The following is a 15,272-nucleotide window of genomic DNA, read 5'->3' as shown; positions in this document are numbered from 1 at the left end:
CCGCCGCCGGTGACGCGGCGCCCGGCTGCTCCACGGGCTCGCCGTCGTCGTCGACCGCGCCCTCGATGCTCAGGCGGGAGCGGAGCACCGGACGCTGATCGGCGCCGGCGACCGCCTCGTACGCGGCGCGCACCGGTCCGCTCAGCTCCTCCACCAGGGTGAGGCGCGACTGCATGATCTCTGTCCCGAGCGCGATCAGGCGCTCGTCCCAGATGTCGAGGGTCCCGAGCTTCGAGGGGTCGCGGACGCCGCTCGCCCGTGCGGACTTGAGCAGCGAGTTGCGCTGGCGCAGCACCCGCTCGTAGTCGGCCTGGACGGCGCTCATCCGCGGGGAGCGGAGGATCACCAGCTGGTCGAGGAAGCGGCGGCGGGCCGACGGGTCGCCGCGGATGAGGAGGAGGTCCTCCGGCGCGAAGAGGACGCTGGAGAAGAAGCGGGGGAGCTCGCGCGGCTTGATCCCGCCGCGGTTGATCTGCGCGCGGTTGGGGGAGGAGCGGTTGATCTGCACCTCGGCCAGCAGGTCGCGCTCGCCGTTGCGGAGGCGGGCGCGCACCACGGCGCTGTCCCGGCCGGCGCGGATGAGCGCCTGGTCGCTCGACACGCGGTGCGAGCCCAGGGTGGAGAGGTAGCCGAGAGATTCGACGAGGTTCGTCTTGCCCTGGCCGTTGCGGCCGACGAAGAGGTTCGGTCCGGGCACGAGCTCGACATCGACCGACTCGTAGTTCCGGAAGTCGCTGAGCGCCAGCTGCGTCACCTGCACGTCGCGCTCCTCTCCTCCACCCGTCGTCGCGGGCCTTCACTGCACCCCTGCGGGCTCCTGGCCCGTCTCGCTCGGCCGATCCACCCGCTCCGGCGCCTGCGGCCCGCTGTCCCACGGTCGGCCAGGCCTTCGCCCCCGGTCTCGACACACCCCTGCGGGCTACTCGACCAGCACGGCGGCGGAACCGTCCGGGACGCGGATCCCGATACGCCCGTCCGGGGCCACTACTCGCTCACCATGATCGGCGGCGCCCCGTCCCCGCCCGTGAAGGCGGCCGCAGGCTCGCCGCCCGACGCCGGTAGCAAGGTGGAGGCGGCCGGAGGCCCGCCGCCTCCATGAGAGCATCCCTGCCTCACGGGGGCGGCGGGCCGCAGTCCGCCGCCCGTCACCGGCCCTGCGGAACGCGCCCCCCTCCGGAAGCCGACCGCCGTGAGGACTGCCGGAGGCAGTCCTCACCAGCCGACTCAGTCGACGGCCTTGACGGAGTGCCCGCCGAACTGGTTGCGGAGCGCTGCGACGGCCTTCATCGCGGGGGAGTCCTCCTGACGGGAGACGAAGCGGGCGAAGATCGAGGCGCTGATCGTGGGCACCGGGACGGCGTTGTTGATGGCCTCCTCGATGGTCCAGCGGCCCTCGCCCGAGTCCTGCACGTAGCCCTCGATGTTCTTGAAGTCCGGGTCCTGCTCGAGGGCGCGGACGAGGAGCTCGAGCAGCCAGGAGCGCACGACCGTGCCGCGCTGCCAGGCCTTGAAGGTGCCCGTGACGTCCTTGATGATGTCGCTGCGGGTCTCGAGCAGCTCGTAGCCCTCGGCGAACGCCTGCATCAGGGCGTACTCGATGCCGTTGTGGACCATCTTCGCGTAGTGGCCGGCGCCGACCTCGCCGACGTGGACGAAGCCCTCCTCGCGGGGGCCCTCGGGGCGCAGCGCGTCGAAGACGGGCATGGCGTACTCGACGAGCTCCTTCGGGCCGCCGACCATCAGGCCGTAGCCGTTCTGGAGTCCCCAGACGCCGCCGGAGACGCCCGCGTCGATGTAGTGGATGCCCTTGGGCTTCAGCAGCGCGTCGTGCTTGAAGTCCTCGGTGAAGCGGGAGTTGCCGCCGTCGATGACGAGGTCGCCCTCGCTGAGCTTCTCCGACAGGTCCTTGACGACCGCGTCGGTGATCTCGCCGGCCGGCACCATCACCCAGACGATGCGGGGCGAGGGGAGTGCGGCGATCATCTCGTCGAGAGAGGCCGCGTCCGAGACGTCGGGATTGCGGTCGTAGCCGGTGACCTCGAGCCCCTTGGAGCGGAGGCGGGAGCGCATGTTGTCGCCCATCTTGCCGAGGCCGACGAGTCCGATGTGCATGGTGAACCTTCCTGGATTCGTTGTCCGGCGGGCGGGCGCTCGTCGGGAGCGGGGCGGTCGCGGCTCTGCGATCCGGGGAGTGGTCAGCGCAGCAGCAGGTTGGGCTGGAGCAGGTAGCGGTAGCTGTCGCTGCCGGGCTGCTCCCGCGAGGTCTGCGCGGTGATCAGGACGGGGCCGGGCTTGTTGGGGTTCTCGGTCTTCGTGAACGCGATGCGCACGAACTCCGAGTGGACGGCGGCGAGGCCGTCGAGCAGGAACTGCGGCTTGAGCGAGACGACCACGTCGTCGCCGGTCACGATCGCGTCGATGCTCTCGGACGCCTGCGCCTGCTCGGAGCCGATGGCCTCGAGGGTGAGGCCGTCGCTGCTGAAGCTGAAGCGGAGGGCCGCCTCGCGCTCGAGCACGAGCGAGACGCGGCGGGTGGCCTCGATGAGGTCGCTGGTCGACATGACCGCGTAGTTCTCGACGGAGGCGGGGAAGAGGCGCTTCACGGGCGGGAAGTTGCCCTTGATCAGCAGCGAGGTGACGGTCTTGCGGTCCGCGGTGAAGGCGATCAGCTCGCGCTCGTCGCGGTTGGTGATCGCGACGGAGACGGTGCCGGAGTGGCCGAAGGTCTTGCCGACCTCCTGCAGCGTGCGCGCGGGCACGAGGGCGGTGAGCGGCTGGGTGGGCGCGGGGTTGTCCCCGTTGTCCCAGTCGATCTCGCGGACGGCGACGCGGTAGCGGTCCGTCGCGACGAGGCCGATCGTGTTCTCGGTGATCTCGAGCTGCACGCCGGTGATGACGGGGGTCACGTCGTCGCGGGAGGCGGCGACCGCCACCTGCGAGACGGCGGCCGCGAAGGCGTCGGCCGGGACGAGGCCGGTGGAGGCGTCGATCTCGGGGATGCTCGGGTACTCCTCCACGGGCATCTGCAGGAGCGTGAAGTGCGCCGAGCCGGCCGAGACCGAGACGCGCGACTCCTCCGTGGCGATGCGCACGGGAGCGTTGGGGAGGCGGTTCGCGATGTCGGCGAGCAGACGGCCCGAGACGAGCACGGTCCCCGTCTCCTCCACGTCGGCCGCGATCTGCGTCTGCGCGGACACCTCGTAGTCGAAGGAGGACAGCGTCAGACCCTCGGAGGTCGCCTCGATGAGGACTCCGGAGAGGATCGGCAGGGTCGTGCGCTGCGGAAGCAGCTTGACCGCGAAGGACACCGCCTCGCTGAAGACATCGCGGTTGGCTTGGAACCTCACGAGTACACCCCTGACGAGTCGCGGACGAAGACCGTCGCCCATCGTACCCGCCGGGCTCGGCGAGCTCGGAAGGGGGTGGACCGCCGAGCACTCCCGAGCCGCTGTGGAGAGGTTGCCGGTCGAGGCTTCATTAAAGAGAGAACTGCGTTAACAGTGTTAACACGTGTGGAAACTGTGGAAAACGCTTCGGACCCCTACTCCTGGGTGGGATCGGAGGGACCCGCCCCTGTGGAGGGAGTGTGAGCGGGCCCGTGGACGCCCTGTGGAGGGATCCGAGCCGACCGGTCGCCCTCCACAGGCGGGCTCTCCCGGCGCACAGTCCCGAGGCGGTTGTCCACAGTTATCCACAGGTTCCTCACACTGTGGAAATCGGCCCTCCGAGGCGCGCGAGGCGGCGTGTCCGAGGCCCGCGCGGAGGGTCGAGGAGTCCGTCGACGACTTTTCCGGGTCACGACGGAGACCGTCGAACGCGGCTCGCGCCGTCCGAGCGGCGCGGAAGACGATGCGCGCTCCCTCTCCCCTGCGCTGCTCTCCTGGCCGTCGCACGGCGGATCGACACCGTTCGATCGCACGCCGGCCGCTCAGCCGCTCACCCGGACCCCTTGAGAACGTGCGGTTCATGCTGGTCGAGTAGCCCCAGCGAGCCGTATCGAGACCCCCGCCAGCGCCTTCGCCTGATCTCGACGCGCGCCGACACCGACGTCCTGCTGCTCGCGCCGCGATCCCCGTCGCTCCCTCCCCTCACACGAGGAAAGGGGAGCGACTACCCGACCACCGCGCACGGACGCCGATGGACCCCGGGGCACGCCACCCGGAACAGGTGGTCCCGGGGACCGTACGACTGCGGGCTAGCGGTTCGTCTTGATGCGGGTGGTCAGCTCGGTGACCTGGTTGTAGATGCTGCGGCGCTCCTTCATGAGCTCCGAGATCTTCTTGTTCGCGTACATGACCGTGGTGTGGTCGCGGTTGCCGAACAGCTGGCCGATCTTGGGCAGCGAGAGGTTCGTCAGCTCGCGGCACAGGTACATGGCGATCTGGCGCGCGGTGGCGACGGCCTGCGAGCGCGACGAGCCGTAGAGGTCGTCGACCGTGAGCTTGAAGTAGTCCGCGGTGTGGTTGATGATGTCGACCGGCGAGATGACGTTGTCCTCGTCGAGCGTGATCAGGTCCTTCAGCACGGTCTGCACGAGCGACATGTCGACCGGCGTCCGGTTCAGGCTCGCGAACGCGGTGACGCGGATGAGCGTCCCCTCGAGCTCGCGGATGTTGCTCGACACCTTCGACGCCATGAACTCGAGGATGTCGTCGGGCACGAGCAGCTTCTCGCTGACCGCCTTCTTGCGGAGGATCGCGATGCGGGTCTCGAGGTCGGGAGCCTGCACATCGGTGATGAGGCCCCACTCGAAGCGCGAGCGCATCCGGTCCTCGAAGCCCGTCAGTGCCTTCGGCGGCAGATCGGACGTGATCACGACCTGCTTGTTGTGGTCGTGCAGCTGGTTGAAGGTGTGGAAGAACGCCTCCTGCGTCTCCGCCTTCCCCTGCAGGAACTGGATGTCGTCGATCAGGAGGATGTCGACGTTGCGGTAGCGGCCGTGGAAGGCGTTGCCCCGGTTGTTCGCGATCGAGTTGATGAAGTCGTTCGTGAACTCCTCGCTCGAGACGTACCGCACGCGGATCCCCGGGTAGAGGCTCATCGCGTAGTGGCCGATGGCGTGGAGGAGGTGCGTCTTGCCGAGCCCGGAGTCGCCGTAGACGAAGAGCGGGTTGTAGGCCTTGGCGGGAGCCTCGGCGACGGCGACGGCCGCGGCGTGCGCGAACCGGTTGGAGCCTCCGATGACGAAGTTGTCGAAGCTGTACTTCGGGTTCAGCCGGGTGTCGGTCGCCGGCACGGTCCGCAGCTCCTCGACCCCGCGGGTCGGCGCGACCGTCGCCGAGGAGGCGGTGATCGGCTCGAACGGGTTCATCGACTCCTGCGACGACGGGGAGCTGAGGGGCTCGTGCTCGATGTCGGGGTTCACCACGAAGGCGAACGTCGTGACGCCGAAGGAGTCGTCGAGCGTCCCGATCGCGCTGAGCAGGGGCACGCGCACGCGCTGCTCGAGCATCCCGCGGGTGAACTCGTTCGGGACCTCCAGGTAGAAGGTGCCCGCCATGATGCCCTTGGGCTCCACGAGCGAGACGAACCCGTAGAGGGGAGCGGTGATCCGCTCGTCCTGGGACAGTGCGCCGAGGATCACGTTCCACGCGTCGACCATCGACGTGTCGTCTGCCATCTGTCTCCGGTCCTGGGTGCTGTCGCTGTGAAGTCGCTGCGGGATCGCCGTCTCCGCCGGACCCGTCGCCGCCCGCTGCAGGGGCGTCGCGGACCGGGCGCGGAGCCGGGTCTCGAGTGCCGCTCTCTCCACAGGGTTGTCCACCGGCCTCGAGCGATGCCTGTGCGGGCGCGGGAGGACGCGGATCCCACCTGTGGATAACTGCGGCTCAACACCGTAACGAACGGAGTCGACGGGAGACAAATCCACCACAGCGACACCCGCGTGTCAATGCGCGGAACCCCGTGTCCCGTGTGCATGATCGAGGTTTCGCGCCGTCCACATTTGACCGGTGGCGGAACAGGCCGTAGTTTAAATCAGTTGACGCCTGCCCGGTGTCGTCCGTGCGGCCCTCGCAGGCCGAGCGGATTCCGCAGCCGGGCACCCCTTCTTCCCGGAGGATCCGAGTCTCCGCCCGAGCGGGTGGTGCCGGTTCGCGCCGCGGAACACGTACGTGGAGATCTGATTATGAGCAAGCGAACCTTCCAGCCGAACAACCGTCGTCGCGCCAAGGTGCACGGCTTCCGTCTGCGCATGCGCACCCGTGCCGGCCGCGGCATCCTCAGCGCGCGCCGCGCCAAGGGGCGCACCGAGCTCTCCGCCTAGCAGCGAGCGGTACCGACCAGCGGTGCTGGCCAGAGCCAATCGCATCGTCCACGGAGGCGAGTACCGGACAGTCGTCCGTCGCGGTGTGCGGTCCACAGGACCGCACACCGTCACGTATGTCCGCCGGTCCTCCGCGGGCGATCCGGCGCGGTTCGGGTTCATCGTCGCCAAGACGGTCGGCACCGCGGTGACGCGCAACACCGTCCGCCGCCGGCTCAAGGCCGTGGCGTTCGAGCTCGTCCCCGAGATCGACCCCGGCACCCAGGTCGTCGTCCGCGCGCTGCCCGGCAGCGCCGACGCCCCCTGGTCGGAGCTGCGCTCCGAGGTGTGGTCCGCGATGGCGCGAGCCGCGCGGAAGAGCGGGGCGTCCTCGTGACCGCCGTGCTCCCCCGCCGCGAGGCGCCGTTCGCCCGGCTCGGGTGGGCGATCATCCTGCTGCCGCGGAACATCGGCGTCCTGCTCCTGATCGTCTACCGGGCGGTCGTGTCCCCTCTCTACGGGGACGTCTGCCGTTACTACCCCTCGTGCTCCGCGTACGCGCTCCAGGCGGTCCAGCTCCACGGGCTCGTCCTCGGCTCCGTCCTCGCGGCCCGCCGTCTGCTCCGCTGCCACCCGTGGGCGGCCGGCGGCATCGACGACGTCCCGACCTCGATCCCCCTGCACCGACCGGCTTCCGGCCGGACCCGCTTCGCCGTGACGCGAGCCGGGTTCGTCGTGGGCCCTCGAAAGGACTGACCCCACTCCATGGACCTCCTCGGCACGATCCTCTGGCCCCTCAAGTGGGTGGTCGAGCTGCTCCTCGTCGCCTTCCACCAGCTGCTGACCTTCACCGGCATGGAGGCGGCCGCGGGAATCACCTGGGTCCTCTCGATCGTCGGCCTGGTCATCGTCATCCGCGCCGCGCTCATCCCGATCTTCGTCAAGCAGATCAAGAGCCAGCGCCGGATGCTCGAGGTCGCGCCCCAGCTCAAGAAGATCCAGGACAAGTACAAGGGCAAGCGCGACCAGCTGTCCCGCGAGGCGATGTCCCGCGAGACCATGGAGCTCTACAAGAAGACGGGCACCAACCCGCTCGCCTCCTGCCTGCCCCTTCTGATCCAGATGCCGATCTTCTTCAGCCTGTTCTCGGTGCTGAACGCGGCTCAGCACAGCCAGAAGGGCGTGGGCCCGCTCGACGAGACGCTCGCTCGCCAGTTCGGCGAGGCGAACCTCTTCGGCGTCGCACCGCTGCACCAGTCGATCCAGGGCGCACTCGCCGAGGGCGGCCAGGAGCCGGTCATCATCATCGCGGTGATCATGGTCGTCCTGATGACCGCGTCGCAGTTCATCACGCAGCTGCAGATCGTGTCGAAGAACATGTCGCCCGAGGCGAAGGCCTCGCCGACGTTCAAACAGCAGCGGATCCTGCTCTACATCCTCCCCCTCGTCTTCGCCTTCTCGGGCTTCGCCTTCCCCCTCGGCGTGATGTTCTACTGGCTGACCTCGAACATCTGGACGATGATCCAGCAGTTCATCGTCATCCGGAACATGCCGACCCCGGGCAGCGAGGCCGCCAAGGCCCGCGAGGAGCGCCTGCGCCGCAAGGGCAAGCTGGTCGAGGAGACCACGGCCGCCGGCGACGTCACCCTCGTCGAGAAGAAGGCCGTGCAGCGCACGCAGCCCGTGAGCAAGAACCGCTCCAAGAAGCAAGCCGGAAAGAAGTAGAGCCGCCATGACCGATCCGATGCAGACCATCACCGACGACGCGTCCGCACCCGTGGACGTGGACGCGTCCGCCGTCGACGAGGCGCCCGAGTCCACGCTCTCTCAGCTCGAGGACGAGGGGGACGTCGCCGCCGACTACATCGAGGAGTTCCTCGACATCTGCGATCTCGACGGCGACATCGACATCGAGGTCCGCAACGGCCGCGCCTACCTCTCGGTCACCGCCTCCGGCGACACGAACCTCCGGGTGCTCTCCCGTCCCGACGCCGTCCAGGCGCTGCAGGAGCTGACGCGACTGGCGGTCCAGACGAAGACCGGCGCGTTCTCCCGCCTCATCCTCGACATCGGCGGCTCCCGCGACGCCCGCGAGGCGGAGCTCGCCCAGCTGGTCGACCGCGCGATCGAGCGGATCGAGGACGGCGCGACGTCGGCCTCGCTCCCGCCCATGTCGTCGTACGAGCGCAAGCTGGTCCACGACATGGTGGGCGAGCGTGGCTTCGTGTCGGAGTCGCGCGGCGAGGCGCGCGAGCGCCACACCGTCATCACCCGCGGCTGAGCAGCGTGGAGTCGAGCCTCGAGGCCGAGCCCGCAGCCGCTGCGGCGATCGCCGGCGACCGCCTGCCCCTCCTGCGGCGCTTCACGGAGGCTCTCGCCGACCAGGGCGAGGAGCGCGGCCTGATCGGGCCGCTGGAGCTCCCCCGGCTCTGGACGCGGCACGTGCTCAACAGCGCCCTGGTGGCCCCTCTCCTGGGTCCTGGACTGGTCGGTGATGTCGGCAGTGGCGCGGGCCTTCCCGGGCTCGTCCTGGCCATCGTGCGGCCCGACGTCCGCTTCGTGCTCATCGAGCCGATGGAGCGTCGCGTCGTCTGGCTTCAGGAGCAGGTCGACGGACTCGCACTCGAGAATGTCTCAGTTCTTCGAGCCCGTGCTGAAGAGGCGGAGCTCGCGGAGCCTCTCGACCAGGTGACCGCTCGGGCGGTCAGCGCCCTCTCGAAGCTGATCCCGCTGACCGCGCCGCTGCTGCGGCCCGGAGGCGAGCTGGTCCTGCTGAAGGGCATCAACGCCGAGAAGGAGATCGAGGCGGCGGCCAAGCAGATCCGTCGTTTCCGGCTCTCCCCGCCCGAGGTCGTCGTGCTCGGCGACGGCGTGCTCTCCGAAGTGACGAGGGTCGTCCGGGCTACAGTGGGTTGATCGCCACGACGCCGCAGTGAGCCCCCGACTCCTCGTCCGTCGACTCCTCGGTGCTGATGTCCGTCCCACTCGCTGAGCGAAGGTTTCACGTGAAACAAACCGATTCCGCCGGTCTGACCGGAGGCTTCGATTCCTCGACTCCCCTGGCCCGGGAGATCGCGGACATGACCCGTCGGCGCGCACTGCTGAACGCCCAGCCGCTGCCGAAGCCCGAGTCGACGCGCGTCATCACGATCTCGAACCAGAAGGGCGGCGTCGGCAAGACGACGACGACCGTCAACCTCGCCGCCGGGCTCGCCCGCGGTGAGGCGAAGGTGCTCGTCATCGACCTCGATCCGCAGGGCAACGCGTCGACGGCCCTGGGCATCGAGCACCGCGCCGAGACGGCCAGCGTGTACGACGTGATCGTCAACGACACTCCCCTCGCGGACGTCGTGCAGAAGAGCCCGGAGTTCGCCTCGCTCTACGGTGTGCCGGCGACCATCCACCTGGCCGGCGCCGAGATCGAGCTGGTCTCGCTCGTCGCACGCGAGCAGCGTCTCCGCCGTGCGCTCGACCGCATGCTCGACACCATGGACGAGCCGTTCGACTACGTCTTCATCGACTGCCCGCCGTCGCTCGGTCTGCTGACCATCAACGCGTTCGTCGCCGCTCGCGAGGTGCTCATCCCGATCCAGTGCGAGTACTACGCGCTCGAGGGGCTCAGCCAGCTGCTCAAGAACATCGACTTGATCGAGCGGCACCTCAATCCGAACCTCGGTGTCTCGACGATCCTCCTGACGATGTACGACGGCCGCACGAACCTCTCCCAGCAGGTGGCAGCGGATGTCCGAGAGCACTTCCCGAAGGAGGTGCTGCGCGCGGTGATCCCGCGCAACGTGAGGATCTCGGAGGCGCCGAGCTACGGACAGAGCGTGATCAGCTACGACCCGCAGTCGTCCGGTTCGCTGGCGTATCTGGAGGCGGCCGCGGAGATCGCACGACGCGGAGCCCGGAAGACACCCGAGACGGCACACGAAGGAGAGGCACGCTGATGGCGACCAAGCGCACGGGACTCGGCCGGGGGATCGGCTCGCTCATCCCGACCAGCGACGAGTCGCGCTCCCGGCCCGTCGACGTCTTCTTTCCTGATCAGGTCGGCGATTCGGCCCGTGCCGAGGAGCTCCTCGAGGTCCCCGGAGCGCGCTTGGCGCGACTCCCCCTCGCCGACATCACCCCCAACACGGCGCAGCCGCGGTCGGTGTTCGACGAGGACGACCTCGCCGAGCTCGTCCACAGCATCCGCGAGTTCGGAGTGCTGCAGCCGATCGTCGTCCGGCCCGTGACGGCTCGCGGCGGAGCGAAGTACGAGCTCGTCATGGGTGAGCGCCGGTTCCGCGCCTCGAAGGCCGCGGGACTGACCACCATCCCCGCGGTCGTCAAGGACACGGCCGACGAGAACATGCTCCGCGACGCGCTGCTGGAGAACCTGCACCGCGCCGACCTCAACCCGCTCGAGGAGGCGTCCGCCTACCAGCAGCTCCTCAGCGACTTCGGGATCACCCAGGAGGCCCTGGCGACGCGGCTCGGACGTTCGCGGCCGCAGATCTCGAACACGCTCCGTCTCCTGCGGCTCCCGGCCGATGTGCAGGCCCGCGTCGCTGCCGGCGTCCTGACCGCAGGACACGCGCGTGCAGTTCTGTCCCTCGACGACGTCGAGATGATGCGCCGCCTGGCCGACAAGATCGTCAACGAGGACCTGTCCGTCCGTGCCGCCGAGGCTGCCGCCGCGCAGATGAAGGCGCCGCGGACGACCGTGCGTCCCGTGGTGGAGGAGCAGGGCGGGCACTCCGGACACCTCTCGTCGATCGCGGATCACCTCGGCGACCGGTTGAACACGCGCGTCAAGGTCACCCTGGGCGCACGTAAGGGCCAGATGGTCATCGACTTCGCCACCATCCAGGACTTGAACCGCATCCTCGCCGAGATCGGGGAGCCGACCGAGGTGTCGCTCGCTCCGTAGTGGGCCGGCCTAGCGGCTGCCACTGATCCGCCGTGGGGTGGCGAGGGCGCGCTCTTGCTGTGGTCTAGGCAGTAATGGCTGATGAGGCGGTATCTGCTTCCCTCGTCGGCATCACGATCACAGAGATCAGTACGCTTGAGGTGACCTACGAGCTGCCGTGCGAGCTCGGCACTCTCGGTCGTCGCCATTTCTCTGATTGTCAAGCCCTTATGACCGGTAGAGCCTGATGAGGTGGCCCCAGGATCTGCGAGGCCCCGCTGACTCCGGGCCTGGTCGCGAATACGGCCGGTATTACCGATCGGCGACAATCGCCGGGTGTCGGGGGCATTGATTTCTGGATAGAGCAACTCACGATATGCCTATGTGCGGTCGAGTAGGCGTGGAGCGCCGGATCGAGGGTTGGCGTAATTCAGACATCGTCGCCCTCCGGAGTTGATATCGCGTGCGGTGACTCGCTGGCGGGCGCAGGACGGGCGCCTGGACGGGTCGTACTCGTTGGCGCTCTCCGCTACCCAGGGCGACGTCATCGTCGCCGATAGTCGCGTACGCAATGTTTCACGTGAAACAGCCCTCCATTCACCGCTGCGATGAGGACCCCCTTGGCTGACCGTGCATCCCATGTTCCTCGGGAGGAGCGCTTCCTGGGCCTCCAGGCATTGGCCAGCGGGCGGGCAAGTAAGACGAAATGCAGTATCCCTCCATTTGCGGATCGACGCCGATGTGATCAGTGGGTTCGCCGATGTCCTACGGAGGACCCCGTCGGCGGTCGCCCCCAGAGAGCACTGAAAGACACATTGGAAGGGCCGTTTCACGTGAAACGGTGCGCTCTAGGGCGGCCTGGCCATTGAAGAGCTACGAACTCGTCAGGTCAATCAGGAGGCCCTCGTCGGCTTGACTCGCTCCACAGGGCGCATCTCTTCCGATTGAAGTTGCTCAACGGCCGCGGAAGCATTTCACGTGAAACGCCCCTGCCGAGAACCTTAGACGCACCTGCGGATCATCGTGGGACGGACTTCGACCGCAGTGTTTGAAAGAGATCGCTCACCTGACCAACGAATTTCAGGCACCACCCCCCCGAGGCGGAGTTGAGGTCGGAGAACCAAGCGAGAGGGGTCCCTTCGGGCCGCGGGTCCCGATACGTCGCGTCGTGGCCACTCGACCAGCATGGCCGTGAGTGCCTGGTGTCGATCAGTGTCGATAGAGCAGGTCGGTTCTTCCCAGAGATGGCGCGGGTGGCGATCGTGGTGAGCCTCGATTCGACACACTACCGCTCTTCACCGGTATGTCTGCGGATAAGGGCGAATGATGGGCGTGGATATATTGCTCCAGGCAATGCCTCACCTGGTACCCACTGAGGGGTGTCCGGGTTTCGATACGCGGCAATGCGGTTCCTCGACCAGTATGACGATGAGGACCAGGTGGCGATCGATGCCCGTGGGCCAGGTCGACTCTTGGCGGGCTTAGCGCGGTGGAAGGCGGGATCCCCGCGCTGATCTGCGGTTAGTCGACCGGCACGGCGACATACGTCTGGCGTTGGTGGGAGTCGATACGCGGCCGTGGGCAATCCCCCGAGTTGGCACTGACGGTCTGCAGATGAAGACCAGGACACGTAGTTGCGCGGCTACTCGACCCGCGTCATAAGAGAAGGGAGCGATCGCGGGTCTCGATCGGCCGAGACGCGTCTACTCGTCGGGTTTGCTTTGAAGCATCTGATCAGAACGACGTCGCAGCCACTCGACCAGGAGCGGACGCGCAGCGGACCGTTTCACGTGAAACGGTATGGAGTCAGAAGGCTGCGAGCTTCGCGAGGGTGGAGTAGACGTCGCCGAGGTAGCGGCCGGACGCCTCGATGGCCTGGGGAACGAGCGACGTCTCGGTCATTCCGGGAAGGACGTTCGCGTCGAAGAACCAGGGGAGTCCGGCGTCGTCGATGATGAAGTCGAGCCGCGACAGGTGGCGGAGTCCCAGCAGTTCGTGGATCGCAACGGCCACGCGGGACACCTCCTCCGTGATCTCCGGCGAGATCCGGGCCGGCGTGTAGAAGTGCGTCTCCCCCGCGTTGTAGCGCGCCTCGAAGGTGTACTGGCCCGCGACGGGTGCGATCTCGACAGGCGGCAGGGCGAAAGGTCCGTCACCGAGGTCGAGAACACCGACGGAGACCTCGGTTCCCTGGATCTGCTGTTCGATGAGCACGACGTCGCCGTAGGTGTACGCCTCGACCATCGCTCGCGGGAGCTGCGACGACTCCGTCACGATGCTGACGCCCTGGGCTGAACCGCCCTGAGCGGGCTTCACCACGAGGGAGCCCGGCAGGTGCGCCTCGACCTGCTCCAGGATCCCAGCGGCTCCGAGCTCGCGGAAGGTCTCGCGGGGGAGGGTGACGGAGCGCGGGGTCGAGAAGCCGGCGCGAGCGACGAGCGTCTTCGCGGTCGGCTTGAACCAGGCGAGGCGCGCCGCGTCCGTCTGCGAGCCGACGTAGGCGAAGCCCGCCGCCTCGAGGAGCCCGAGGAGTGCACCGTCCTCGCCGCTCGCTCCGTGCACCGCGGGCCAGACGACGTCGGGACGCTTCTGCAGGAGCGTCGAGAGGAGGCCGGCGTCCGGTTCGTGCAGGGAGACGCGGTGGCCCATGGCGGACAGACGGTCCGCCACGCGACGGCCCGACCGCAGGGAGACGTCGCGCTCGTGGCTGATGCCACCGCTGATGACGACGATGTCGAGTGTACGGTCGAGCACAGAGAAATCGGTCATGACCAGGGCTTTCTTATCGAAGGAGCGGTGTCAGGAGACGTTCGGCGGCAGGACGGCGTCACGCTTGCTCGCGTCGGCGCTGCTCAGCCGGCCCGTGCCCGCGAAGGTCGACAGCAGATCGAGCTCTCCGTTGATGACCGTGGCGAGGCGGCGGATGCCGTCACCGATGCGCTCCGGCGTCGGGTAGCAGAACGAGAGGCGGATGTTCTGACGTCCGTCTCCGTTGCCGTAGAACGCAGTGCCAGGCGTGTACGCGACGAGCTCCTTCACTGCGCGCGGCAGCATCGCCTTGGAGTCGAGCTCCTCGGGCAGCGTGACCCAGACGTAGAAGCCGCCGTTCGGGTTCGTCCAGCTGAGGCCGGGCAGATGGGTCTGCAGGCCCTTCAGCATCGCTTCCTTCCGCTCGCGGTAGACGCCGCGGAAGGTGTCGATCTGTCCGCGCCAGTCGGCCGTCTCGAGGTACTTCGAGATGACCAGCTGGCTGAAGGACGACGGGCTGAGGACGGCCGCTTCGTTGGCGAGGATCAGCCGCTCGCGGATCGCGTGCGGAGCGAGAGCCCAGCCCACCCGGAAGCCGGGAGCGAGCGTCTTCGAGAACGTGCCGAGGTAGATCACTCCGTCCTCCTCCAGCGAGCGCATCGCCTTCGGCGGGACGTCCTCGAAGTAGAGGAGGCCGTACGGGTTGTCCTCGAGCACGAGGATTCCTTCGGACTTGCAGATCTCGAGGATCTCGACCCGGCGCTCCCAGCTGAGGGTCACGCCCGCGGGGTTGTGGAAGGTGGGGATCGTGTACAGGAACTTGATCGTCTTGCCGGCGGCGCGCACGCGGGCGATGTGCTCGCGGAGGGCGGCGGGGATGAGCCCGTGCTCGTCCATCGGGACGTGCTCGACCTCGGCCTGGTACGACCGGAAGATGACCATCGCCGTGACGTAGCTGGGGCCCTCGGAGAGGACGACGTCCCCCGGGTCCAGGAACAGCTTGGAGACGAGCTCCAGGGCGTGCTGAGAGCCCGTGGTGACCACGATGTCGTCCGCGCTGGCGGAGATGCCCTCGAGGGCCATGACGTCGAGGATCTGCTCGCGCAGGACGGGCACGCCCTGGCCCGACCCGTACTGCAGCGCGACGGGTCCCTGCTCCCGCATCACGGTGTCGATGGCACCGGTCACCAGGTCCTGGGGGAGCGCGGACACGAACGGCATGCCGCCGGCGAGCGAGACCACTTCGGGGCGTGACGCGACGGCGAACAGGGCTCGGACCTCGCTGGCGGCCAGACCGGCCGTGCGCTCCGCATAGGAGTTGTACCAGGGGTCGAGGTTGGTGCCGCGGTTGGTCACGATGGTTCCGCTTCGCTCGGTGGACAG

14 protein-coding genes are annotated in these 15,272 nt (G+C 68.2%); 8 read left to right on the top strand and 6 right to left on the bottom strand.

Features of this window, described 5'->3' with window-relative positions; all coding sequences use genetic code 11:
* The 4 genes from recF to dnaA all read right to left on the bottom strand — a co-directional run.
* The coding region (recF, locus tag C5C39_RS02865) for a DNA replication/repair protein RecF (RefSeq protein ID WP_146083868.1) at positions 1-760 on the bottom strand (760 nt) is incomplete at its 3' end.
* Positions 761-1,224: 464 nt separating this feature from the next.
* Entirely contained in the window at positions 1,225-2,112 is an 888-nt protein-coding gene (gene gnd / locus C5C39_RS02860; RefSeq protein WP_104222677.1) for a phosphogluconate dehydrogenase (NAD(+)-dependent, decarboxylating), read from the bottom strand.
* Positions 2,113-2,195: 83 nt separating this feature from the next.
* Positions 2,196-3,347, bottom strand: a complete 1,152-nt coding sequence (gene dnaN / locus C5C39_RS02855) for a DNA polymerase III subunit beta (RefSeq protein WP_104222678.1) — start codon at positions 3,345-3,347, stop codon at positions 2,196-2,198.
* 848 nt (positions 3,348-4,195) lie between these two features.
* Positions 4,196-5,500 (bottom strand): chromosomal replication initiator protein DnaA, encoded by a 1,305-nt coding sequence (gene dnaA / locus C5C39_RS02850; protein WP_374952921.1) that lies wholly within the window; start codon positions 5,498-5,500, stop codon positions 4,196-4,198.
* Positions 5,501-6,127: 627 nt separating this feature from the next.
* Here dnaA and rpmH point away from each other — a divergent pair.
* The 8 genes from rpmH to C5C39_RS02810 all read left to right on the top strand — a co-directional run bounded on the left by rpmH (position 6,128) and on the right by C5C39_RS02810 (position 11,162).
* Positions 6,128-6,265 (top strand): 50S ribosomal protein L34, encoded by a 138-nt coding sequence (gene rpmH, locus C5C39_RS02845; protein WP_055784512.1) that lies wholly within the window; start codon positions 6,128-6,130, stop codon positions 6,263-6,265.
* Positions 6,266-6,287: 22 nt separating this feature from the next.
* Complete coding sequence (gene rnpA, locus C5C39_RS02840; RefSeq protein ID WP_104222680.1) at positions 6,288-6,641, top strand: ribonuclease P protein component; 354 nt, start codon at positions 6,288-6,290, stop codon at positions 6,639-6,641.
* 5 nt (positions 6,642-6,646) lie between these two features.
* Positions 6,647-7,000: a membrane protein insertion efficiency factor YidD gene (gene yidD / locus C5C39_RS02835; RefSeq protein ID WP_258075757.1), complete on the top strand. Its 354-nt coding sequence runs from the start codon at positions 6,647-6,649 to the stop codon at positions 6,998-7,000.
* A gap of 9 nt (positions 7,001-7,009) precedes the next feature.
* Entirely contained in the window at positions 7,010-7,969 is a 960-nt protein-coding gene (gene yidC, locus C5C39_RS02830; RefSeq protein ID WP_104222681.1) for a membrane protein insertase YidC, read from the top strand.
* 7 nt (positions 7,970-7,976) lie between these two features.
* Entirely contained in the window at positions 7,977-8,525 is a 549-nt protein-coding gene (locus C5C39_RS02825) for a R3H domain-containing nucleic acid-binding protein (RefSeq protein ID WP_258062514.1), read from the top strand.
* Positions 8,526-8,530: 5 nt separating this feature from the next.
* Positions 8,531-9,160, top strand: a complete 630-nt coding sequence (gene rsmG / locus C5C39_RS02820) for a 16S rRNA (guanine(527)-N(7))-methyltransferase RsmG (protein ID WP_104295081.1) — start codon at positions 8,531-8,533, stop codon at positions 9,158-9,160.
* 164 nt (positions 9,161-9,324) lie between these two features.
* The gene (locus C5C39_RS02815) at positions 9,325-10,194 is read left to right on the top strand and encodes a ParA family protein (protein WP_104247021.1); all 870 of its coding nucleotides are present in this window, start codon (positions 9,325-9,327) and stop codon (positions 10,192-10,194) included.
* Positions 10,194-11,162: a ParB/RepB/Spo0J family partition protein gene (locus C5C39_RS02810; RefSeq protein ID WP_104247022.1), complete on the top strand. Its 969-nt coding sequence runs from the start codon at positions 10,194-10,196 to the stop codon at positions 11,160-11,162. The genes C5C39_RS02815 and C5C39_RS02810 overlap by 1 nt, the downstream gene beginning before the upstream one ends.
* A 1,785-nt stretch (positions 11,163-12,947) precedes the next feature.
* Here C5C39_RS02810 and C5C39_RS02805 read toward each other — a convergent pair.
* Both C5C39_RS02805 and C5C39_RS02800 read right to left on the bottom strand, forming a co-directional pair.
* Positions 12,948-13,910, bottom strand: coding sequence for an ATP-grasp domain-containing protein (locus C5C39_RS02805; protein WP_104352626.1), 963 nt, complete (start codon positions 13,908-13,910; stop codon positions 12,948-12,950).
* Positions 13,911-13,940: 30 nt separating this feature from the next.
* A complete protein-coding gene (locus C5C39_RS02800) occupies positions 13,941-15,245 on the bottom strand; it encodes a PLP-dependent aminotransferase family protein (protein ID WP_104225793.1) in 1,305 nt (434 codons plus the stop codon).
* Between the last annotated feature and the right edge of the window lie 27 nt (positions 15,246-15,272).

Source organism: Rathayibacter sp. AY1F3 (genome assembly GCF_002931975.1).
GTDB lineage: Bacteria > Actinomycetota > Actinomycetes > Actinomycetales > Microbacteriaceae > Rathayibacter.
This window is presented reverse-complemented; position numbering and strand designations above follow the sequence as displayed.